We start from the raw sequence: 21,930 nt of genomic DNA, 5'->3' as shown, positions 1-21,930 counted from the left end.
ATATTAAATTTTTCTTGATATTTTATAAAAAGTAAGTATATTTATCACGTTTTTAACACTTATATTATCAACTATGAAAAAAATCCTATATTCTCTATTCATCTTTGCTTCTGCAACATTATTTGCTCAGAAAAACACAAAAGTAAAATTTGCTGTTTTAGGAGATATGGTGGGTACAACAACTTTGTTTGAAAACCAAAAAGAATACGTACAAAGTAAACAGTCATATAAAATGGCTAATTTACCTCAAAAACTTAAAAAATTCAGTTTCATAGCAGAACAAGGCCTTACTGAAGTTAAGTTTAAAAACAATGTGGGACCTTTAGATAATGTAAGCTTAGCACAATACAATGAGCAGAACAATATCCCTAAAGACACTCCTGTTATCATCGAGGGCTATGAATTTAAAGATACCAATATGAGAATATATGCTGAAATCGCTCAGCAGGTTGAAGTAAAAGATTACAACGGTGTAAAGTCGGTATTCATTACAACTACAGCAAAGCTATAAATCTAATTATATTTTAAAAACGGATGCTCTTTTAAGCATCCGTTTTTTTTATGACTAATATTTATTGTTCCATTTTTTCTTAAGCTCTTCGAAGATTTTCTTTTCGGTGGCATTATTTCCAGGCTCGTAAAATTTAGCATCTTTTATTTCTTCCGGTAAAAAGTCCTGATTCACAAAATTTCCTTCAAAAGAATGGGCGTATTTATATTCTTTACCATAATCTAAATCTTTCATCAGCTTTGTAGGAGCATTCCTTAAATGTAAAGGAACAGGAAGATTCCCGGTTTTCTTTACAAAAGCCAAAGCATCATTAATTGCCATATACGCTGAATTACTTTTTGGAGACACTGCAAGATAAATAGCCGTTTCACTCAATAAAATTCTTGCTTCAGGATTTCCAATAACATTAATTGCCTGAAAACAATTATTCGCAATCACCAAAGCATTTGGATTAGCCAAACCAATATCCTCAGAAGCTAAAATCAACATTCTTCTGGCGATAAATTTAATATCTTCTCCCCCAGCAATCATTCTTGCCAACCAATAAACCGCTCCATTTGGGTCACCACCACGCATCGACTTAATAAAAGCCGAGATGATATCATAATGTTGTTCCCCATTTTTATCATAAAGTGCCATCGTTTCCTGAAGAACCGACATCACATCGTCATTTGTAATTTCTTTATTCGTTGAGTTTTTAAACTGATTCAGCACCAATTCCACAGAATTAATCAGTTTTCTGCCATCACCACCAGAATATTGTATGAAAGCTGCTTTCTCTTTAATGATAAAATCTGATTTTTCATCTTTATTAAATCTCTCAGTTGCTATATCAATAAGCTCTTCCAGCTTTTCATGGCTTAAAGCTTTCAAAATATACACCTGGCTTCTTGAAAGCAATGCCGAAACCACTTCAAAGCTTGGGTTTTCTGTCGTTGCACCAATTAAAACTACCCAACCTTTTTCTACAGCATGAAGAAGAGAATCTTGTTGAGACTTATTAAAACGGTGTATTTCATCAATAAAAAGAATGGGCGATTTTCCCGAAAAAAGATTTTGCTTTTTGGCATCATCTATTATATCGCGTACATCTTTTACACCCGAAGAAACTGCCGAAAGTTTAAAAAACTTTCTTCCCGATTTTTCTGAGATAATTTCCGCTAAAGTAGTTTTTCCGGTTCCCGGAGGTCCCCAAAGAATCAAGGAGTTTAAGGTATCATTTTCCAGCATTTTTCTGATGGTACCTTTTTCACCGGTAAGATGCTCCTGCCCTAAAACTTCATCTAAGGTTTTTGGTCTTAATCTTTCTGCTAAAGGAGTGTTGTGACTCAAGATTTTATCTATTTGAATTTAAAATAATTAGTAAAAATAAACAGAATCGACAAACCCATTCAATTATCCGACGAATCATCTGTTTACAACCCGAAACTTCAAACAAATTTAAACTAAATTTCAATTTTTTACCCTACTTTTGCAATGTTTTGAAACTTTCATTTAACAAAATCATCACTTCACCTTTGGTAATTCTCATTAAATTTTACCAATGGTTTATCTCGCCTTTACTTCCCAAAAATTGCCGTTATGAACCTACCTGTTCACATTATATGGTAGAATCTTTGCAGGTTCATGGTATTTTTAAAGGATTTTGGCTGGGTGTAAAAAGAATTTCAAAATGTCATCCTTGGGGCGGAAGTGGCTATGACCCAGTTCCTCCAAAAAAATAAAATATTCAATAATAAACAAATAAAAATGAGTACTATTCTCTTTCGAACTTATCTTGTTGCCTTTGCATTGATTTCTCAGTGCTTTTTCTCACAAAACTATAAAGATGGTTTATCCGACGGAACTTTAAAAATAAATTCCAAAGAAATTCCTGTAAAGATTTTTGCAACGGCAGAGCCTGTTGCGCTCGATTCTTTTGCTCAGGTAAATAAGAACCCAAATACATTAGTGATTCTTAATAAATCTAATGTTGAAAAAGAGCGTTTCATCAGCAGTTCAATGATTTTGGCAAATTATAAAAGCGCAAAATATGAGTTTTTTGATAAAGACTTTAAATTGGTAGAAAATGTTTCTATTACAGCAGATAATATTGGAACCCTTAAATATATTGTAAAAACGGAGACCCCGATTACTTCAGCCGATACGGTATCATTAGAAACACCGTTTAAAATCTGGGACCCTACTTCAGGCATTCAATTAGGACCATTAACGCTTCATTTTTATAGCTTGATGTTTATTTTTGCTTTCGGTATAGGCTATGTTTTAATGACCAAAATGTATACAATAGATAACGTAAACCTGAAATATGTAGAGCCTATTTTCACTTGGACATTAGTCGGTACAATTTTAGGAGCTAGAATCGGCCACGTTATTTTTTATCAGCCCGAATTATTCAAAGAAGATTTTTGGAGTGTATTTTTACCGATTAGCACAAAAAATGGCTTTAAATTTACTGGTTTCTCAGGATTGGCAAGTCACGGAGCGACGATTGCTGTAATTTTAACAACCCTTTATTATTCATTTAAAATCATTAAAAGAAATCCTTTATGGGTATATGACAGACTTGGGATTGTGGTTGCAATAGGCGGTGCTTTCGTAAGAATGGGTAACTTTTTCAATTCTGAAATTATTGGAAAACCTGTTGACCCAAACTCACCTTTTGCGTTACTTTTTCCACAACAAAGCAGTGAATATGGAGTAACGGTTCCACGTTATCCTACACAGTTATTCGAAGCGGTAGGGTATGTTTTATTGTTTATTATACTTTGGACTTTATACAGAAAAACTAACAAAAAATACCAGCAAGGTTGGTTATTTGGTTTATTTTTCATCATTCTTTGGGCAATCAGATTCTTTGTAGAATTCTTAAAAGAGCCACAAGGTGACGAATTTATTTCTTTCGCAGGATTAAATACGGGGCAAATCTTATCAATTCCTTTTATAATTGCAGGATTTATTATTATGATTTACTCTAAGAAATTTAAAATTACAGAAGCTGAAAATGCTAAACCTGAATAAATTTCACATTATATAAAAACTAAAAGTCACAACTGAGTTGTGGCTTTTTTGTTTAAATAAAGAAAGACATTCCCAATCTCATCAATTACATTGGTAGGCTGCATCGCTTCTTTTGAATATTTTTCAGCAGCAAAATCAGCAGCTTTCCCATGAAGCCAGACTCCCAAAATTGCCGCTTCCTCTTCAGTGTATTTTTGGGCTAAAAGTGAGGTAATTATTCCCGTCAGAATATCTCCGCTTCCTCCTTTTGCTAATCCTGAATTTCCTGTAATATTGTAAAAAACTTTTCCTTCAGGTGTTACAACTTGTGTGTGATGGTCTTTTAAGACTATAAAAATTTCTAATTCCTTCGCTTTGGTTTTCGCTAAATCTAATCTTTCAAATGAGTTCGCTGTTTTCCCGAAAAGTCTTTCAAATTCTTTAGGATGGGGTGTAATAATTGATTTTTTTGGAATCAATTTTAAATAATTCTCACTTTTAGAAATAATATTTAAAGCATCTGCATCCAAAATCAAAGGAGAATGATAATCTTCAAAAAATTCAAGCAATGCTTTTTCAATATCTTTTTCCGTTCCCAAACCGGGACCTATTACGTAAACAGCATCTTTTTGAGCTATAATTTGCTGAATGTTTTTTTCACCACCATTGATAAACATTGCTTCCGGAGTACTTGTCTGTAGAGTTTCATACCCACAATTGGGAGCTAAAGCAAAGGTCAACCCTGAACCCGTTTTCAATGCAGATTTTACAGCCAAAACGACCGCTCCAATCTTCCCGTAACTTCCACCAACAATAATTGACTTACCATACGTTCCTTTATGAGCAAAATCTTGTCTTACTTTAAAAATATTTCTAACAATTTCATCATCAATTACAAAATTATCAGTGGAGGCATTTTGAATAAATTCTTTAGATAAATTAATATCTAAAACAATTACTTTTCCTGCAAAACTTCCTGTTTCAGGATGAAGGAAATTCTTTTTCCAAAACTGAAAAGTCAATGTATAATCTGCTTTAAATATTATTGAATTTTCATCATGAATTTGGTCAGCAAACATTCCCGACGGGATATCAATTGATATTTTAGGATTACTTTTTGTTTTTAAAATTTCAATCACCTTTTTGAAAATCCCTTCCGGTTTTCTTGATAATCCGGTTCCGAAAAGAGCATCAATTACAATTGTTTTTTCATCAAAATGATATTGTGAGGTTTCATGAAAATCTTTCAGTGAAATTCTGGAAATCTCTTTCAGCCTTTTATAATTTATTAAAGCATTGTCTGAAAACTTCAGATTATCTTTATTGATAAATACATCAACATCAAAACCTTTCAGATACAACATTCTTGCAATTGCAAAACCATCGCCGCCATTATTTCCGGTTCCGCAAAAAATCGCAAATTTTGTATGATGTTTACAGTTTGAAAAAATCCATTCAGCACAGTTAAAAGCAGCTCTTTCCATCAACTGAATGGATGAAACTGGCTCATTCTGAATCGTATACTCATCAGCCAATCTGATATTTTCTACAGTAAAAATTTTCATAATAATTGTTTCTTTTCAATTTAAATATAAATTTTGATAATTTAAAGCAAAAAAAATACCCAAAACCTTTAAGATTATTATATTTAAATGATAATTTTGTTTAAAACAAATAAAAATATAAATTATGGGATTTATTAAAGAATTTAAAGAATTTGCCGTTAAAGGGAATGCTTTTGATTTGGCAGTCGGTGTAATCATCGGTGGTGCTTTCGGAAAAATTGTAACAAGCGTAATTGATGATTTGATTATGCCTATCGTTGCAGCAATCGTTGGAAAACCAGATTTCAGCAGTATTTATTTTGCAATGGGAAAAGGTGCAGAAAATATACCTGCAGGTTCAACGCTTGCAAAAGCTAAAGAACTGGCTCCGGATGCTGCCATTTTTGCTTACGGAAACTTCATTACTGTGGCTATCAATTTTATACTTCTTGCTCTGGTTGTTTTCATGCTTGTAAAAACAATTAACAGAATGAGAAAAGCTGAAGTTGAAGCTCCTGAAGCTCCTGAAGCTCCTGCAGCACCAACAGCGACAGAACAATTGCTTGTTGAAATTCGTGATGAATTGAAAAAGAAATAATAAATATTTTATCATTATAATAAATCCGCTGCAACACAACGTTACAGCGGATTTATTATAATGACACTATTCTATTGTTTAGTGTACCTGTAAAATACTTGAAATCTGCTCTGCCAAAGACAATCCAATTCTATCCTGAGCTTCCAGTGTTGAAGCGCCAGTATGCGGAGTTACAGAAATTTTAGAATGTGTGATAATATCTTTTGAAGGAGTTGGCTCGTTAATGAAAACATCAAGCCCTGCAAATCTTACTTTTCCTGAATCTAAAGCTTCAATTAAAGCCGCTTCATCAATCACTCCACCTCTTGAACAGTTTACGATAGCAACACCATCTTTCATCATATCAAATTCAGGTTTACCAATCATGTAACCATTTTTCTGAGCCGGAACGTGAAGCGTAATAAAGTCTGCATGCTTTAAAACTTGCTCCAAAGGTTCAGTTTCAATTTCAACATTGATAAACTGGTTATTGTAAAAAGTCACTTTAATGCTGGCTTTTCCTACCATATTATCAGCAGCGATTACTCTCATTCCCAAACCTAAAGCGATTTTAGCAACTTCCTGACCGATTCTTCCCATCCCAACGATACCGATGGTTTTTCCTTTCAATTCAATCCCTGCAGCATAAGCTTTTTTAAGCGATGCAAATTGAGTATCTCCTACCAAAGGCATTTTTCTATTTGAATCCTGTAAAAATCGAGCTCCTGAAAATAAATGCGCAAAAACCAATTCAGCAACCGATTCTGAAGAAGCAGAAGGCGTATTAATCACATGAATCCCTTTTTCTCTTGCATAATCTACATCGATATTATCCATACCTACTCCACCTCTTCCGATGATTTCAAGTGACGGACAATTGTCGATGATATCTTTCCTTACCTGTGTCGCACTTCTTACCAAAACAGTGCGGATTTTGTGTTCATTGATGTAATCTAAAAGAAGCTCCTGAGGAACTTTTGTCGTAATTACTTCAAAGCCTTTTTCGGTTAATGCATCAATCCCAGATTGATCTAAACCATCGTTTGCTAAAACTTTCATAACTAACTTATAATCTATTTAAAATGTAAAAAGATTTAAAAATTAAAAGAATTATTGGTTTTCACCTTTCGTTTAATCTTTAAATCCTCTCTATGATTTAATCTTCTTTAAAAACTTCTATTGTTACTTGCTTTTCTACCAAATCGGTAAATTTGCCTTTGTATCTTGTAGCTCTTACCAAGTGATTATCAATCCAGTGATAATTTCCTCCTCTTGGTTTACCACACAAAACACTGTGATATTTGAAGCCATGTTTGTCTAACCAGTCTATTGTAATTTGTTTTAAATTTTCAGTTCTTGAAGTAAAAAAACAAATTTGGTGGCCTTCGTCATACCATCTATTAACGGTCTCTAGTGCATCGGGGAAAGGCTCACACGTAACCATTCTTTCCGGCTCTTCGTTGGGAACATCTTCTGTAATTGTTCCGTCGATATCGATAAGATAATTTTTAATTCCATCTTTTAGAATCGGACTGATATGCTCAATATAATCTAGCTCCATCGTTCAAAATTTTAAAGCGCAAAGTTACACTTTCTCATCCAAACACTCATATTAATCTTAGTTTATGTTAAAATTTTAACACAAAATCAAATTTAAAAGCAATGAAAACAAGCACTTCGTTGCATTTTTCATAAACATCATTACCATTTTATGTGTTCAAAAAAGCTAAAATTTCATAAATATTTAAAAAAACTAAACATTTATTTTACAAAATCACGTTTTAAACTTAAATTTGTAGGAATGGAAGAATTCGTAGTATTGGTAAATCCTCAAGATGAAGTTTTAGGTTTGATGGAAAAACAGCAGGCTCATATTAATGGCTTACTTCATCGAGCTTTTTCAGTTTTTTTATTTAATGAAAACGGCGAAATGTTGTTACAGAAAAGAGCTGCGGAGAAATATCATTCTCCTCATCAATGGACCAATGCTGTTTGCTCGCATCCCAGAATTGAAGAAACCTATCTTGAAGCAGCAAAAAGAAGACTGAATGAAGAATTAGGAATTGATGCGGAACTTTCACCAAAATTCAATTTCATCTATAAAGCAGATGTTGGAGGCGGACTTTGGGAGCACGAGCTCGACCATGTTTTTACCGGAACTTATCATTCAGATTTTAATTTAAATAAAGATGAAGTGGAAGAAGTGCGCTATATTTCACTTGAAAATTTAGATAAAGAAATTTCTGAGCACCCTGAACAATTTACAGAATGGTTTAAAATCATTCTGGAAGAATATAAACATCATTTTTAAAAACACACCGATGAAAAAAATTGTATTAATGACCACATTTTTCCTGAGTATGTATTCGTACGCTCAGAAATTGGGAACTGAGCTCTACGAAAGTGAAAATTACTCAATCACAATGCCCGATACCTGGAAAGCTACGAATGATGATGGAATTGTAAACATCTTCCCCACCAATGAAATTGGCGCAATTACCATTTCTGAATACCATGATTTGGATTTGCCAAAAACAGAAGTGAAAAAATTTATTCTGGCGTTGTATAACTCTCAGGATGACGAGAAAAAAGTAAAAATTACAGGCAGTAAAAAAGGATATTCAGAATATCAGTATGAATATTTTGATGAGAAAGAAAAATTATTCTGGTTTACCAAATTGTATCAGAAAGATAAAGACTTTTTTCTTGTAAGCATCAATTGCCAACAAAAACACTGGAACGGAAACTATATGAAAGTTTTTAACGAAACTTTTGAAAGTTTTAAAATAAAAAAATAGAAATAAATCTACCTATGAAAAAAACAGCATTGTACGACAAACACGTTTCTTTAGGAGCGAAAATAGTACCTTTTGCAGGATTTGAAATGCCTGTACAATATTCCGGAGTAACGGAAGAACACTTTGCAGTAAGAGAAAAAGCAGGATTATTTGACGTATCTCACATGGGACAGTTTTTCATTGAAGGTGCAGGCGCAAAAGACCTTTTGCAGTTTGTGGGAACCAACAATGTAGATGTTTTAGAAAATGGAAAAGCTCAGTACTCTTGTCTTCCGAACGAAAACGGAGGAATTGTAGACGACCTTATCATTTATAAAATGGAAGATGAAAAATATTTTGTCGTTGTAAATGCTTCAAACATCGATAAAGACTGGAATCATATTTCAAAATACAACAGCTTCGGTGCAAAAATGACCAATGCTTCAGACGAAATGTCTTTATTGGCAATTCAAGGCCCGAAAGCAACAGAAATTCTTCAAAAATTAACAGAAACTAATCTTTCAGAAATTCCTTATTACAACTTTACTGTTGGTACTGTTGCAGGCGTTAGTGATGTGATTATTTCAAACACAGGATATACAGGAAGTGGTGGTTTTGAAATTTATTTCAACAACGAATCTGCAGAAAAATTGTGGGATGCTATCCTTGAAGCAGGAGCTGAAGAAGGTATTATTCCTTGTGGATTGGCTGCTAGAGACACTTTAAGACTAGAAAAAGGATTCTGTCTTTACGGAATGGACATCGACGATACAACCTCTCCTATGGAAGCTGGATTAGGATGGATTACTAAGTTTGACAAAGACTTTGTTTCTAAAGAAATTTTCACAAAACAAAAAGAAGAAGGTATTACCAGAAAATTAGTTGGTTTTGAATTGACTGATAAAGGAGTTCCAAGACATGATTATCCTGTGGTAGATGCCGAAGGAAATGTAATCGGGAAAGTAACTTCAGGTACTCAGTCTCCGATGAAAAAAATCGGTTTGGGATTAGCGTATGTTGATAAATCTCACTTCAAATTAGGTACCGAAATCTTTATTCAGGTAAGAAATAAAAACATTCCTGCAAAAGTGGTGAAAACTCCATTTGTATAATCGAATATTCTTTAAATATAAAAAACCGCTTTATCATTATTGATGAAGCGGTTATTTTTTAGGAGCTATTTCCGGCTATCCGCTGTATCTTTTTCATGACACCCTCCGCTTTCCCTTTCGTCAAGAAAAAGGATGTCGCTCCTATCCAGGCTAGGCTTGCATTCAACCCTACATTATTTCGTTCTATCGATTCATAACTTCTCCAAAAATTAATTTAGTTACAAAACAGATGTTTTATAACTTCTGTCAATTGCAGTTTGTTTCCTGCAGTTCGTTTGAACCTTCCGTAGAAGTAATTTTAAGACAAAACACTTGTTTTTAACTTCCGCCAATTGCATTTTGTTTCCCGCAGTTCGTTTGAACCTTCCGTAGAAGTAATTTTAAGACAAAACACTTGTTTTTAACTTCCGTCAATTGCATTTTGTTTCCCGCAGTTCGTTTGAACCTTCCGTAGAAGTAATTTTAAGACAAAACACTTGTTTTTAACTTCCGTCAATTGCATTTTGCTTCCCGCAGTTCGTTTGAACCTTCCGTAGAAGTAATTTTAAGACAAAACACTTGTTTTTAACTTCCGTCAATTGCATTTTGCTTCCCGCAAGTTGTTTGAAACAAAAGTAAAAGTTGATTGGTTACAAACAATTTACTTAAAATTTCGCAAAATATTTATTAATTAACAGCACAAAAAAACCTAACGGTTTTGAAAACCCGTTAGGTTTGAATTTATTTTGATACAAATATTTACGTTTGCAAATTCATGGCAAATCTACTTCACTCCAAAAAACTCTTGCAAAGCTTCCACATTCTTTTTGTCATTTCCAATAAAAATCTCTTTATCTGTCATAAAAACCGGACGTTTTAAGAAAGTATAATGGTCTAAAATCAAATCTTTAAAATCATTCTCCTGTAAAGATTTCACATCCAATTCTCTTAGTTTAATCTGAGTAGATTTTTTACTGAACAATGCTTCATACGACTTTGTATGCTTATACATTTCTTCAAGCTCCTCCTTGGTAATCGGCTCTTTTCTTATTTCTCTTTTTTTCCAATCCGACAAATCAAACTGTGCTAAAATCTTTCTGCAAGTATCGCAGGTATTAAGATGAAAAACTTTTTTCATAATTAAAATTTAATCTTCAAAAATAAGGCTAAATATAAAATTCTGAAAATTATTAAATACCTTTATTAAAATTAAAAAAAAATGGATAACAAACCTGTTACTTTTCAGTTTATTTCAGAGCCCTCTGATGTTAATTACGGCGGAAATGTACACGGCGGAAGCGTGATGAAGTGGATTGACCAAGCCGGATATGCATGTGCAACAACATGGAGTGGAAATTATTCTGTAACAGTATATGTGGGTGGAATCCGTTTTTATGAGCCTATTAAAATCGGCGAAATTGTAAAAGTGGAAGCACAGGTAATTTATACAGGTTCTTCGAGTATGCATATCTCCATCAATGTCTTTTCAAGGAATTTAAAACAACCTACTTTTGACAAGAAAACACACTGCATCATTGTATTTGTAGCCGTTGATGAAAACGGAAAAAAACTGCCTGTTCCCAAATGGATTCCCGAATCTGAAGAAGAAAAGCAACAGGAAAAGTACGCTAAACGATTGATGGATTTAAGAACACAGATTGAAGATGAAATGAAACCGTTTTTGTAAGCCAACGGAAATGGCTATCAACTTGAAAATAAATAAAAAATCCGCCTCAGTTGTGAGACGGATTCATTTATTTTAATATCTATATCTACTATACTTCATTGCAGGTATACACTTGTGGGCAAGCAATATATTGTGGACAATATTTTGGACCTATAACAGATCCTGAGCAGCTACATCCACAAAGAGATAAATCAGGAATTCCTCCTTTAATTCCTCCAACGATGTTTTTAAGATCAGCTTGTTTTAATTTTTTTGCGTTTTTTAAAATGTTGTTTGTCATGTTATTTGTTTTTTAATTAATATAGTTTGATGATCAAATCTAAACATAATTCACCAATAAACGATAATAAAACAATAAATATTATCAGATTAACATACATAATCTAGTTTGCATTAAAATAATTTACAAAAAGACCTTTCAATTTAATGAAAGGTCTTTTTTACTGTATTTTTTTATGATTTTTAAATATTTAATACACGTCTTTGCAAGTGTATACCTGTAGGCAGCCAAAATATTGTGGACAATATTCAGGACCTGTAACGGTACCTGCGCAATCGCATCCACAAAGAGATAAATCAGGATTTCCTCCTTTAACTCCTCCGACGATGTTTTTAAGATCAGCTTGCTTTAATTTTTTCGCGTTTTTTAAAATGTTGTTTGTCATGTTATTTGTTTTTTTAATAATATAGTTTGATGTTCAAATTTAAAAAAATTTATAAATAGAAAGTCAATAAAAAATCTGCCTTAATTTTGAAGTAGATCTTTTATTTTTTACTATCTAAATTAGTATACGTCTTTACAAGTATATACTTGAGGGCAAGCAAAATACTTTGTACAATATAAAGGACCTGTAACAGCTCCTGTGCAACTGCATCCACAAAAAGATAAATCAGGATTTCCGCTTACTCCTCCGACAATGTTTTTAAGATCAGCTTGTTTTAATTTTTTCGCGTTTTTTAAAATGTTGTTTGTCATGTTATTTGTTTTTCAATTAATATAGTTTGATTCTCAAATTTAAATATAATTCACCAATAAAACGACAACAAAATAATAAATATTATGAAATATTTACAAATAACTTAACTTAAACAAAAGAATTCATAAAATAATTTAATCTTAATAAATTTTCATAAAAAAGACCTTTCAATTTAATGAAAGGTCTTTCGTATTATTAATAAGATGTATTATCTCGCGATATTTACAGTTCTTGTTTCTCTGATTACCGTAACTTTTACTTGTCCTGGATACGTTAATTCGTTTTGAATTTTCTCAGAAATATCATAAGAAAGCTGAGAAGACATTTCGTCGTTTATTCTACTGCTTTCTACCATTACTCTTAGCTCTCTACCAGCCTGAATTGCATATGCTGAAGAAACTCCTTCAAAGCTTAATGCTGCAGCTTCAAGATCTTTTAGCCTTTGGATGTAAGATTCTAAAACCTGTCTTCTTGCTCCTGGTCTTGCTCCTGAAATAGCATCGGCAACCTGGATGATTGGAGACAATAAAGAGGTCATTTCTACTTCGTCATGGTGAGCACCGATAGCATTGATAACTTCTGCATTTTCACCATATTTTTCTGCCCACTGCATTCCTAAAAGTGCGTGTGGAAGCTCAGATTCCTGCTCAGGAACTTTACCAATATCATGTAAAAGACCTGCTCTTTTCGCTAATTTCACGTTTAATCCTAATTCAGCAGCCATTGTTGCAGCAATGTTGGCAACTTCTCTTGAGTGCTGTAAAAGGTTTTGACCGTAAGAAGAACGGTATTTCATTCTACCCACGATTTTCACCAATTCTGGGTGTAACCCGTGAATTCCTAAATCGATAATCGTTCTTTTACCAACTTCGATAATTTCTTCTTCGATTTGTTTTTTTGTTTTTTCTACAACTTCTTCGATTCTTGCCGGGTGAATTCTACCGTCCGTAACCAATCTGTGAAGTGATAATCTTGCAATCTCTCTTCTTACAGGATCAAAACATGAAAGAAGAATTGCTTCTGGAGTATCATCAACGATAATTTCTACACCCGTCATTGCTTCCAAAGCACGAATGTTTCTACCTTCTCTACCGATAATTCTACCTTTTACTTCATCAGATTCAATATTAAATACCGAAACGGAGTTTTCAATCGCCTGTTCTGTACCAATTCGTTGAATCGTCTGAATAACGATTTTTCTTGCTTCACTTTTAGCATTCAGCTGAGCTTCTTCCATAATGCTCTGAACGTGCGCCTGAGCTCTTGTTTTAGCCTCTGCTCTCATGGTTTCTACCAATTCTGCTTTAGCTTCTTCTGCGGTGTAGTTTGAGATTTTCTCCAGCACTTCAACTTTCTTAGCAGTTGCCTGCTCTAAGTCGCTTTGCTTTTTCTCTAAAATTTCATTTTTCTTAGCATAATCAGCAATCTGTCTGTCAAGATCTTTTTCTAATTTTCCGGCTTTGCTAAGCTCGTCATTCAGCTTATTTTCTTTGTCTTTGGTTCTTTTTTCAGCATCCTGCATTTTCTTTTCGCGAGACTGAATATCTGAGTCATGCTGAGACTTTAGTTCTAAGAATTTTTCTTTAGCCTGAAGGTTTTTTTCTTTTTTTATGGATTCAGCTTGTACATTAGCTTTTTCTATAAGGTTTTCAGCGTTCTTTTGTGCATCATCTACAATGAATTTAGCTTTTGTATTCAGTGAACTTTTAGAGAAAAACATCCCTGCTATTGCACCGATTACTAAGCAAATAACGCCTACTATTATGGCTGTTGTCATATATATATTGAGTTTTTAATTGTCTTGTTAATTTAAAATAAAAAACCCACAGCAATTCATAGATTTAGAGTAAACTCCTGATCTCCACGATTTGATCTGATTCCTTCTCTCTGTAATCTGCGTAGTGCAGCACGCCATTGAAAAGACTTTCGAACATTAATTGTTTAGTGTTGAGTTTACCTTAATGTGTTAGAATTACTGTAGGCAGTTTTTCTGGAAAAAATATCTATTTTCCTATATCATCCATCGACTGATTAATTTTCACTAATCTTTCGTTGGTCGATTTTATATTTTTTTCATGAGTTAGAGCTACTACTTCTGCATTGGTTCCTAATTTTAGGGCGCACATTGCTAAAGCATCTTGTTTATCTCTTACATCAAAATTTTGTTCAAAATCTTTAATCATATTTTCAATTTGCTTCCCCACTTTACGCAGTGTTTCTTCTTCTGCTGCGGGTACATTTAGCGGATATACTCTTCCTGCAATGTTGATGGTTATTCTCCTTACCTCCATTATAATCCACTATTTTGAAGCTGTGCAATACAAAAGTCTACTTCTTTTACCAATCTGTTGATATGGTTTTTCATGAGTCTGTTGTGTTCAGGATTTCCTGATATTGCTGAATACAATTTTATATTTTTCTGTTCTTCTGCCAATACCTGATTTTTTTTTCTTTCCTCATCATATTTCGCCTTCAGCTCGGTATGCTCTTTATTTAATTCTAAATATTTTTCAGATAAATTTTGATTACTTTTTTGGAGGTTCAAAATCTTTTTCTCTAATTCTGAAAAATTATTTTCTAATTCTTGAAGCATTTCAGGTTTATAAATTTTCTAACTATTAGCAAAAATAGGAAAATAATAGTATTGATAAAAATAATAATCTCAATATTTTAACAAAAATAAAAAAGGAGATGCCAAGCACCTCCTTTTTATATTAATTTTATATTATTTTATTCAAACTTCAATACAAACATAATCGCTCTTGTTTGCAATGTAGAAACTGCTGAAGACCAATAAGGAGGCGTAGTAGCATTATCGGCAACGATTTCGTTATTCATAAAGAATGTACCTCTTACCGCTGGAGTCAGTTTAAACTTATTAAAATAGAATTGAACTCCCATTTCTGCAGACCAAGCAAAATTATGCGTTGTAGATCTGAAAACCTGCTGCATATTGTCATCTGGAGAATCTGAGTTTGACTGTAGATTAACAATGTAATTTACCCCAGCCGCAACATATGGTCTTGAATTATACCATCTTTCCCCGTGTAATTCTAACATCACAGGAATATCAATTAAAGTAGATTTAATTTCCCTTATTCTGTCTTTATCTGTTAAAGTCATAGGAATAAATGGAGCATTTGTTAAACTTCCATCTTTATAAATATCATTTGATTGTGTATTAAAAGTCAATTCTCTTTGAGCAAACTGCAAACCCGGTTCTACTCTAACGTCTAAATAATCATTCAATCTAAACTTGGCAATAAGACCTGCTCCGAAACTTGTGCTTTGTTTAGAAGATACAAGATTATGATTTTCATACATTCCGTATCTAGGATTAAACACAATTTTGTAGTCTATTGCATTTGCATTCAAATAGAAACCCCAGCTGACTGTCTTTTGGTCGAAGTCTTCCAACTTGTCCATCCTGTTACGGGTTCTAAATTGAGCATCTGCAAAGAATGCAATATTAACTGAGGCTAAAACCAGAGCTTTTAATAGAAATTTATTCATAGGTTATTTTGTTGCTTTATAAATTGTGGCTATACCTAAACTTAGCTTTTTGTATTCTACTTTTTTAAATCCTGTATCTAAGAGAATTTGTCTCATCTTTTCTCCAAATGGAAATGCATTTACAGAATCCGGAAGATAAGTATACGCTCTACTATCTTTAGAAACCAACCTGCCTATTGCCGGCAATATATTTTTGAAATAAAACATATAAAATGGCCCTAAAAAACCCTCTACTTTAGAAAACTCCAGAATATAAACGCTTTTGTTTTCTTTTACTACTCTTCTCAGTTCTGCCAAACCTTTGGTAAGGTTTTCAAAATTTCTCACTCCAAAAGCAACGGAAACGGCATCAAATCTATTGTCCTCGAAAGGTAAATTTTCTGCATCGCCCTTTTGCATGGAAATTTTGCCGTCTAAATTAAGTTTTTTTATTTTAACAATACCAACATTTAACATTTGTTGCGACAAATCTAATCCCACAACTTTTGCTCCGGTTCCTTTTTCTACGGCAATAGCTAAATCACCGGTTCCTGTGGCGACATCCAACGTTTCTTTTGGGGCATCGTGGTTCATCCATTTTACCAGTTTATTTCTCCAAAGCACATCTATTTTCATAGAAAGTACGTGGTTTAATAAATCGTATTTAGGCGCAATATTGTCGAACATGTCTTCTACCTGACTCTTTTTGCTAGATTCAGAATTGTAGGGCGTTACTTGGTTGATATCTTTTGTCAAAACTTAAAACTTATAGTATTCTTTATAATAATTAAGATAATCCTGCTTGCGGAAAATCTTTGTACGAGATTCTACTTTCTGAATATTTTTGATCATCTGATCATAATCTTCATCTACATTATAATAAAAATCTTCTGTGTAGAGTTTATTAAAACGTTTAGCACCCCCATAATATTGTTTTCCATCAATCATGGTTTTATCTAACGCCAAAAGTAATGAATCTTTTTTAAGATTGTATCCATAATATTGCTCATTAATATAATAATCTTTATGGGCGATATTTAAAAGACCACGAACCTTATTCACTTCAAAAGCAGAATCATAAAGCATTTTCTTATTCTGATCAAAAACTTTAATAGAATTTTTTCCTTTTTGTAAATCTACCTTTACAAACTGGCCTGCCGAAATAACGCCTTCAGAGCCATTGTTTATTTTAAAATAGTAAGTATTAGGCGTAGGATTATCTACAAGATAGTAGTTTTTCTTTGCCAGAAAGAAGTTGTATACGGCGAAAGCACCGATAAACACCACAGCGGCAATAATTAAACCTTTTAAAGACGGATTGTTTTTCATAGATTGTCTGAAACAATTTTTGCAAATTTAATAATATTTTTAATTCTTTCTTATTAATATTAATTATTAACTTTGCGTCTTTAAAAAAATTACATACGCGAATGCCAAATACGATCATTATTGGTTCCGGATCTTATCTTCCGAATAGAGTAATTGGAAGAGATTTTTTCTTAGATTCAGAGTTTTATACGGACGAAGGAGTAAAGATTGACAAACCTGCTGAAGAAACTATTGCAAAATTTGTTGAAATTACAGAGATAGAAAACAGGAGGTTTATTGATGATAATCTTTCAAATTCACAAATCGGTTTTGAAGCTGCAAAAATTGCTATTGCTGATGCTAATGTAGATCAGGAAGAGCTTGATTATATTATTTACGCCAGTAATTTTGGTGAAGTTACCGTCAATGGTTATGTAGATTTTATGCCAACCATGGCTGCAAGAGTTAAAAACAAATTAGGCATCAAAAACAGAAAATGTATTACTTACGATATGATTTTCGGTTGCCCAGGATGGGTTGAAGCCATGATTTTAGCAAATAACTTGATTAAAGCTAAAGTTGCAAAAACAATTCTTGTCATCGGTGCCGAAACGCTAAGCAGAGTAACCGATCCTTACGATAGAAACAGAATGATTTTTGCTGATGGAGCGGGAGCTGTAGTAGTACAAGCTACTGACGAAGAAAATGTAGGAATCATCGCTCACAATACAATTTGTGATAATGGTGTGGAGCTTAATTACCTTGCAAATGGCCCTTCTATCAATGAAGAATCAGATCAGACTCGTCTATTTGTAAGAATGCAGGGAAGAAAAATCTATGAATATGCGCTAAAGAACGTTCCTTCTGCAATTAAAGAAACTATCGATGACGCTGGATTATCTATTGAAGATATCGACAAAATATTAATCCACCAAGCTAATGCAAAGATGGATTATGCAATGATAGACAGACTTCACAAGTTATATGATGTGAAAAATTACGACCATGCTGTATCTCCTATGACTGTTCAGGATTTGGGAAATACTTCTGTAGCCACAATTCCTACGATGTTTGATTTAATAATTAAAGGAAAAATGGAGGGTCATACGTTTAAAGATAAAGGTAACATTGTGATGACTTCGGTTGGAGCCGGAATGAACATTAATGCGATCGTTTATAAATTTCCCTAAGAATATTAATTAAAAAATATAAAAAAGCACAGGAAATTTATTTTTTGTGCTTTTTTTAAATCTTATCATGCAGAAAAACTTCTTATTTATCGCCGCAATCTTCTTATTTTTAGAAGTTTACATTTTTCAGGCAATAAGAACCTTAACCGATAATTTCTGGATAAGACTCGGCTATATTATTTTTTCTTTAGCAATCTACAGCATTTTTGCGTACGAAGTCGCTCACTTTCAAAGAACAGACAGAAGTACCGAGAGAGCTCAAATAACGATTTCTTTATTTTTAATTTTTATTTTACCTAAAATTTTCATCGTTCTGTTTTTATTGATTGATGATATTTTCAGAACTGGAGGTTATTTGGTAGGATTAACAAGGCCTACAGAGAATTTTTTCCCAGAAAGAAGAAAGTTTTTAAGCTTAGTGGGATTAGGTTTAGGTGGTGTACTTTCTGCGCTTTTTATAGATGGAATTACATTTGGGAAATACCGACATACTGTAAGAAGAGTAAGAGTAAAGTTTGCTAATCTTCCTAAGAGCTTTAAAGGATATAAAATCATTCAGATTTCAGACGTTCACAGCGGAAGTTTTTCTGACCCAAGCAAACTACAGCATGCTATTGATTTAATTAATGAGCAAAACCCTGATTTAGTTTTATTTACAGGAGATATGGTAAACAATGTTGCTGATGAGTTTAAGCCGTTTATTTCATTATTTTCTAAAATTAAAGCGAAAGACGGCAAGTTTTCAGTTTTAGGAAACCATGATTATGGTGATTATGTAAAATGGAAATCTCCAAACGAACAAAAGGAAAACCTTGACAACCTAATTGATTATCAAAAACAAGCCGGTTTTAACATGCTTCGTAACGAAAACAGAGTTATTGAGAAAAACGGTGAAGAAATTTACATTTTAGGTGTTGAAAACTGGGGATTAAAACCTTTTCCACAATTTGGGAAAATTGACAAAGCTCTAGAAAACGTACCGCCAAACGCCACTAAAATATTAATGAGCCACGACCCTACTCATTTCGATTACGTGGTAAAAAAACATCCAATAGACATTCATTTGACACTTTCTGGGCACACGCACGGAATGCAGTTTGGTTTAGATTTAAAAAATATAAAATGGTCTCCCGTACAATATAAATATCCAAAATGGGCAGATTTATATGAAAGTGAAGGAAAAATGCTGTACGTAAACAGAGGTTTCGGAGTTTTAGGCTATCCCGGAAGAGTTGGGGTTTTACCTGAAATTACACTCTTTGAATTGAGTTAAGAGATACGAGTTTCAGGGTTTGCAATTCGAGATTAAAGATTTTAATTTGAAAATTTTAGTTTCCGGTTTAAATTCCGAATTTAAACTGCGAATCTTTCGAATCTCGTATCTCGAAACTCTAAAAAATATAATCTTTCATTCTTGAAGTTGCCAATTCCTTTTCATTAATCCAGGAAAGTAAGGCTTCAAGTTTGTCTTCCATTTTTTTTCCTAAATAAAAACTTCGGTAAAACGGAACTTTAAACTGATATTTATTGATATCGGTAAACTGCCAAGATTCAAGATAAATTAAGACAAAGTCATCATTTTTCAAGGTTTCAAAAACCATATTCTGATAATACTGCATCGGCAAAATCTGAAAAACAAAATCATTGTAAGGTAACTGGCTGTACGGCGAAATACTTTCCGGAACAATACTTAATCCATTATCTTCAATGATTTCTGAAGTTCTTTTTAAGCGTTTAAAAGGAAACAGAATATCTGCATGGTCAATATTTGAAATATAATTAAAACCTATTGATTTTAATTCTTCTAAAGAAAATTGGTTGTCTTTTTGACGAATTCCTTTGATTTGTTTTTCAAGAAAATCCTGAGTTGTTTTTTTTGCAGCCTCTATAGTTTCGAGGCTCGAATTTTTATTATAAAAAGCAATTTCATGCCCTTGAGCAGAAATTGCTTTTAATAAATTTTGAAGTTTTTCTGCGATAGAAATTTCTACAAAAAAACTCGATTTTATATCGTGTAAATCTAAAATTCTAAGAATTGCTTTGGTATTACTTTCTGTAATTTTCAGTCTTTCATCATCAGAAATAATGACGCCGTTTTTAATTTCAGCCTCAAAGTTTACGATGTTAAAAGTGAGCAATATCATTTAATCGTTGTTGGTTTTTAGTTGTCGGTTGATGGTGTGAAATCCGACAGCCTATTTTTGTACATGATAAAAAAACTTAAGATATATTTTTAACCGCAAAAGTATTGTTCTAAATTAATTTTTATTCAATTTTACTTTTAAATTCTTAATCATGTCTTTTGACATCTCAGAAATTCCGAAATTATAAGATAATCCCCAATCTTTTTTAGCTACAGAATCATCAATTGAAGCTGGCCAAGAATCTGCAATAGCTTGTCTGAAATCTGGTTTGTAATCAATTTCAAATTCAGGGATTTCTTTTTTAATTTCAGCTGCCAGTTCTTTCGGAGTGAAAGACATTCCACCCAAATTATATGAAGAACGAACTGTTAAACTTTCTTTTGGAGCATCCATTAACTGCAAAGTTGCATTGATGGCATCATCCATATACAACATTGGCATTCCTGTATTTTCAGAAATAAAACTTGTATATTTTCCTTCTTCAATTGCTTCGTAGAAAATTTCAACTGCATAATCTGTAGTTCCTCCACCTGCAGGAGTTTTCCAAGAGATTAAACCAGGGTAACGGATACTTCTTACGTCTACTCCATACTTATCAAAATAATATTCGCACCATTTTTCACCCGCCATTTTAGAAATACCATAAACGGTTGTAGGATTCAAAACAACATCCTGACCTACATTTTCTTTGGGAATTCCTTTCCCAAAAACAGCGATAGAACTTGGCCAGAAAATCTTTTTAAGCAAACCTTCTTTCGCCAATTCACAAAATTGAAGAAGGGGCTCAAGATTTAATTTCCAAGCAAAAATTGGCTGCTTTTCAGATGTTCCTGATAAAAGAGAAGCTAAGTGATAAACGGTTGTAATTTCGTAATCTTTGATGACCTGTCTTACCAATTGAGTATTGGTAACGTCCATTCTTTCGTAATGTCCGGCAGAAGTAAGACCTTTTTGGTATCTGTCAAGACCCGAAGCAACTACATTTTCAGCTCCATGTATTTCTACTAATCTATTCGTAAGCTCCGTTCCGATTTGCCCTAAAGCACCTGTAATCAATATTTTTTCCGTGTAGGACTCCATTTTTATTTATTATTAGATGATTGAAGGCAAAAATAAATATTTTGAATACGATGGGAAAACAAAATCGCGATTTAGTAGGTAATTTTTATCATCTTTTAGGTTTAAGTTGATAACTTTCTCGTTTTCAGGATAGATTTAAAGTTTAAAACCAATGCTATTTTTTTCTTTGATTTTTATGATTGTTTTAATTTATATCATTTTTGTCCGGTTAAAACAATAAACAAATTGACAAACTCAATATTAATAAGATAAATCGACAGGTCGCTCCTCTGGAGCTTTGTTTTTTTGGTAATTTCATTTTTTCTATTAACAGTAAATCCCGATGGGATTAGATTAATACAGCTCATTATTAGCAAACTGTTAATAGAAAATAGGAGTTCTTTTATCATTAAAGTTCCAGAGGAACGACCTGTTATTGTATTTCTAAATTTTACCGGACAACAATGAATTTAAATATGTTTAATCCCCAAAATATGTGCGAAGCTTTCATTATTCTTTTAAATAATTTGTTTAAATTCTGTAATTTTCGGAAATATTTAAGAAACGTTCAGC

Annotated in this window: 26 protein-coding genes; 10 read left to right on the top strand and 16 right to left on the bottom strand. The window is 32.9% G+C overall.

What is annotated here, in order from left to right; all coding sequences use genetic code 11:
* The first annotated feature begins 73 nt into the window (after window positions 1–73).
* Window positions 74–511: a hypothetical protein gene (locus LO744_RS08390; RefSeq protein ID WP_230668638.1), complete on the top strand. Its 438-nt coding sequence runs from the start codon at window positions 74–76 to the stop codon at window positions 509–511.
* Window positions 512–565: 54 nt separating this feature from the next.
* Here LO744_RS08390 and LO744_RS08385 read toward each other — a convergent pair whose 3' ends face one another.
* Window positions 566–1,843, bottom strand: coding sequence for a replication-associated recombination protein A (locus tag LO744_RS08385; protein ID WP_230668637.1), 1,278 nt, complete (start codon window positions 1,841–1,843; stop codon window positions 566–568).
* Between the two features lie 149 nt (window positions 1,844–1,992).
* Between LO744_RS08385 and yidD the strand changes: the two genes are divergently transcribed.
* Together yidD and lgt are read left to right on the top strand one after the other, a co-directional pair.
* Complete coding sequence (gene yidD / locus LO744_RS08380) at window positions 1,993–2,235, top strand: membrane protein insertion efficiency factor YidD (protein ID WP_066677245.1); 243 nt, start codon at window positions 1,993–1,995, stop codon at window positions 2,233–2,235.
* A 448-nt stretch (window positions 2,236–2,683) separates the two neighbouring features.
* Window positions 2,684–3,532: a prolipoprotein diacylglyceryl transferase gene (lgt, locus tag LO744_RS20375; RefSeq protein ID WP_317207263.1), complete on the top strand. Its 849-nt coding sequence runs from the start codon at window positions 2,684–2,686 to the stop codon at window positions 3,530–3,532.
* Window positions 3,533–3,558: 26 nt separating this feature from the next.
* Here the strand turns inward: lgt and LO744_RS08370 are convergent, their stop codons facing one another.
* Complete coding sequence (locus LO744_RS08370) at window positions 3,559–5,076, bottom strand: NAD(P)H-hydrate dehydratase (protein ID WP_230668636.1); 1,518 nt, start codon at window positions 5,074–5,076, stop codon at window positions 3,559–3,561.
* A 124-nt stretch (window positions 5,077–5,200) separates the two neighbouring features.
* On the opposite strand from LO744_RS08370, the gene mscL reads away from it, so the two are divergent.
* Complete coding sequence (gene mscL, locus LO744_RS08365) at window positions 5,201–5,653, top strand: large conductance mechanosensitive channel protein MscL (protein ID WP_230668635.1); 453 nt, start codon at window positions 5,201–5,203, stop codon at window positions 5,651–5,653.
* A 78-nt stretch (window positions 5,654–5,731) separates the two neighbouring features.
* Here mscL and LO744_RS08360 read toward each other — a convergent pair whose 3' ends face one another.
* Window positions 5,732–6,691, bottom strand: coding sequence for a D-2-hydroxyacid dehydrogenase (locus LO744_RS08360; RefSeq protein WP_230668634.1), 960 nt, complete (start codon window positions 6,689–6,691; stop codon window positions 5,732–5,734).
* Between the two features lie 97 nt (window positions 6,692–6,788).
* Entirely contained in the window at window positions 6,789–7,193 is a 405-nt protein-coding gene (locus tag LO744_RS08355) for an LNS2 domain-containing protein (RefSeq protein WP_066677251.1), read from the bottom strand.
* 240 nt (window positions 7,194–7,433) lie between these two features.
* On the opposite strand from LO744_RS08355, the gene idi reads away from it, so the two are divergent.
* The 3 genes from idi to gcvT are packed head-to-tail and all read left to right on the top strand — an operon-like array spanning window position 7,434 to window position 9,521.
* Window positions 7,434–7,943, top strand: a complete 510-nt coding sequence (gene idi, locus LO744_RS08350; protein ID WP_230668633.1) for an isopentenyl-diphosphate Delta-isomerase — start codon at window positions 7,434–7,436, stop codon at window positions 7,941–7,943.
* Between the two features lie 10 nt (window positions 7,944–7,953).
* Window positions 7,954–8,430 carry a hypothetical protein gene (locus LO744_RS08345; RefSeq protein ID WP_230668632.1) on the top strand — a complete coding sequence of 159 codons (477 nt, stop codon included), beginning with the start codon at window positions 7,954–7,956 and terminating at the stop codon, window positions 8,428–8,430.
* Window positions 8,431–8,444: 14 nt separating this feature from the next.
* The gene (gene gcvT / locus LO744_RS08340; RefSeq protein ID WP_230668631.1) at window positions 8,445–9,521 is read left to right on the top strand and encodes a glycine cleavage system aminomethyltransferase GcvT; all 1,077 of its coding nucleotides are present in this window, start codon (window positions 8,445–8,447) and stop codon (window positions 9,519–9,521) included.
* Between the two features lie 763 nt (window positions 9,522–10,284).
* On the opposite strand, the gene LO744_RS08335 is transcribed toward gcvT, so the two are convergent.
* Complete coding sequence (locus LO744_RS08335) at window positions 10,285–10,638, bottom strand: arsenate reductase family protein (RefSeq protein WP_230668630.1); 354 nt, start codon at window positions 10,636–10,638, stop codon at window positions 10,285–10,287.
* Between the two features lie 81 nt (window positions 10,639–10,719).
* Here LO744_RS08335 and LO744_RS08330 point away from each other — a divergent pair, with 81 nt between their 5' ends.
* On the top strand, window positions 10,720–11,187 hold the full coding sequence (locus LO744_RS08330; protein ID WP_230668629.1) for an acyl-CoA thioesterase: 468 nt from the start codon (window positions 10,720–10,722) through the stop codon (window positions 11,185–11,187).
* An 88-nt stretch (window positions 11,188–11,275) separates the two neighbouring features.
* On the opposite strand, the gene LO744_RS08325 is transcribed toward LO744_RS08330, so the two are convergent.
* The 9 genes from LO744_RS08325 to LO744_RS08285 all read right to left on the bottom strand — a co-directional run bounded on the left by LO744_RS08325 (window position 11,276) and on the right by LO744_RS08285 (window position 16,985).
* Entirely contained in the window at window positions 11,276–11,467 is a 192-nt protein-coding gene (locus LO744_RS08325; protein WP_230668628.1) for a hypothetical protein, read from the bottom strand.
* 190 nt (window positions 11,468–11,657) lie between these two features.
* The gene (locus LO744_RS08320) at window positions 11,658–11,852 is read right to left on the bottom strand and encodes a hypothetical protein (RefSeq protein ID WP_230668627.1); all 195 of its coding nucleotides are present in this window, start codon (window positions 11,850–11,852) and stop codon (window positions 11,658–11,660) included.
* A gap of 119 nt (window positions 11,853–11,971) precedes the next feature.
* Window positions 11,972–12,163, bottom strand: a complete 192-nt coding sequence (locus tag LO744_RS08315; protein WP_230668626.1) for a hypothetical protein — start codon at window positions 12,161–12,163, stop codon at window positions 11,972–11,974.
* 209 nt (window positions 12,164–12,372) lie between these two features.
* Window positions 12,373–13,941, bottom strand: coding sequence for a ribonuclease Y (rny, locus tag LO744_RS08310; protein WP_230668625.1), 1,569 nt, complete (start codon window positions 13,939–13,941; stop codon window positions 12,373–12,375).
* Between the two features lie 226 nt (window positions 13,942–14,167).
* Window positions 14,168–14,455, bottom strand: a complete 288-nt coding sequence (locus LO744_RS08305; protein ID WP_230668624.1) for a cell division protein ZapA — start codon at window positions 14,453–14,455, stop codon at window positions 14,168–14,170.
* Window positions 14,455–14,757: a V-type ATPase subunit a family protein gene (locus LO744_RS08300; protein ID WP_230668623.1), complete on the bottom strand. Its 303-nt coding sequence runs from the start codon at window positions 14,755–14,757 to the stop codon at window positions 14,455–14,457. The genes LO744_RS08305 and LO744_RS08300 overlap by 1 nt, the downstream gene beginning before the upstream one ends.
* A gap of 137 nt (window positions 14,758–14,894) precedes the next feature.
* Complete coding sequence (gene porT, locus LO744_RS08295) at window positions 14,895–15,677, bottom strand: type IX secretion/gliding motility protein PorT/SprT (RefSeq protein WP_230668622.1); 783 nt, start codon at window positions 15,675–15,677, stop codon at window positions 14,895–14,897.
* Between the two features lie 3 nt (window positions 15,678–15,680).
* On the bottom strand, window positions 15,681–16,412 hold the full coding sequence (ubiE, locus tag LO744_RS08290; protein ID WP_262908659.1) for a bifunctional demethylmenaquinone methyltransferase/2-methoxy-6-polyprenyl-1,4-benzoquinol methylase UbiE: 732 nt from the start codon (window positions 16,410–16,412) through the stop codon (window positions 15,681–15,683).
* 3 nt (window positions 16,413–16,415) lie between these two features.
* Window positions 16,416–16,985 carry a hypothetical protein gene (locus LO744_RS08285; protein WP_230668621.1) on the bottom strand — a complete coding sequence of 190 codons (570 nt, stop codon included), beginning with the start codon at window positions 16,983–16,985 and terminating at the stop codon, window positions 16,416–16,418.
* Window positions 16,986–17,086: 101 nt separating this feature from the next.
* Between LO744_RS08285 and LO744_RS08280 the strand changes: the two genes are divergently transcribed.
* Both LO744_RS08280 and LO744_RS08275 read left to right on the top strand, forming a co-directional pair.
* Window positions 17,087–18,154, top strand: coding sequence for a 3-oxoacyl-ACP synthase III family protein (locus tag LO744_RS08280; RefSeq protein ID WP_230668620.1), 1,068 nt, complete (start codon window positions 17,087–17,089; stop codon window positions 18,152–18,154).
* Window positions 18,155–18,221: 67 nt separating this feature from the next.
* Entirely contained in the window at window positions 18,222–19,427 is a 1,206-nt protein-coding gene (locus tag LO744_RS08275; RefSeq protein WP_230668619.1) for a metallophosphoesterase, read from the top strand.
* 118 nt (window positions 19,428–19,545) lie between these two features.
* Here the strand turns inward: LO744_RS08275 and LO744_RS08270 are convergent, their stop codons facing one another.
* Both LO744_RS08270 and LO744_RS08265 read right to left on the bottom strand, forming a co-directional pair.
* On the bottom strand, window positions 19,546–20,298 hold the full coding sequence (locus LO744_RS08270) for a polysaccharide deacetylase family protein (RefSeq protein ID WP_230668618.1): 753 nt from the start codon (window positions 20,296–20,298) through the stop codon (window positions 19,546–19,548).
* A 114-nt stretch (window positions 20,299–20,412) separates the two neighbouring features.
* On the bottom strand, window positions 20,413–21,378 hold the full coding sequence (locus LO744_RS08265) for an NAD-dependent epimerase/dehydratase family protein (protein ID WP_230668617.1): 966 nt from the start codon (window positions 21,376–21,378) through the stop codon (window positions 20,413–20,415).
* Window positions 21,379–21,930: the final 552 nt, after the last annotated feature.

This window comes from Chryseobacterium turcicum, assembly GCF_021010565.1.
Classification (GTDB): domain Bacteria; phylum Bacteroidota; class Bacteroidia; order Flavobacteriales; family Weeksellaceae; genus Chryseobacterium; species Chryseobacterium turcicum.
Note: the sequence above shows the minus strand (reverse complement) of the source record. Positions and strands in the feature narration are given on the sequence as shown.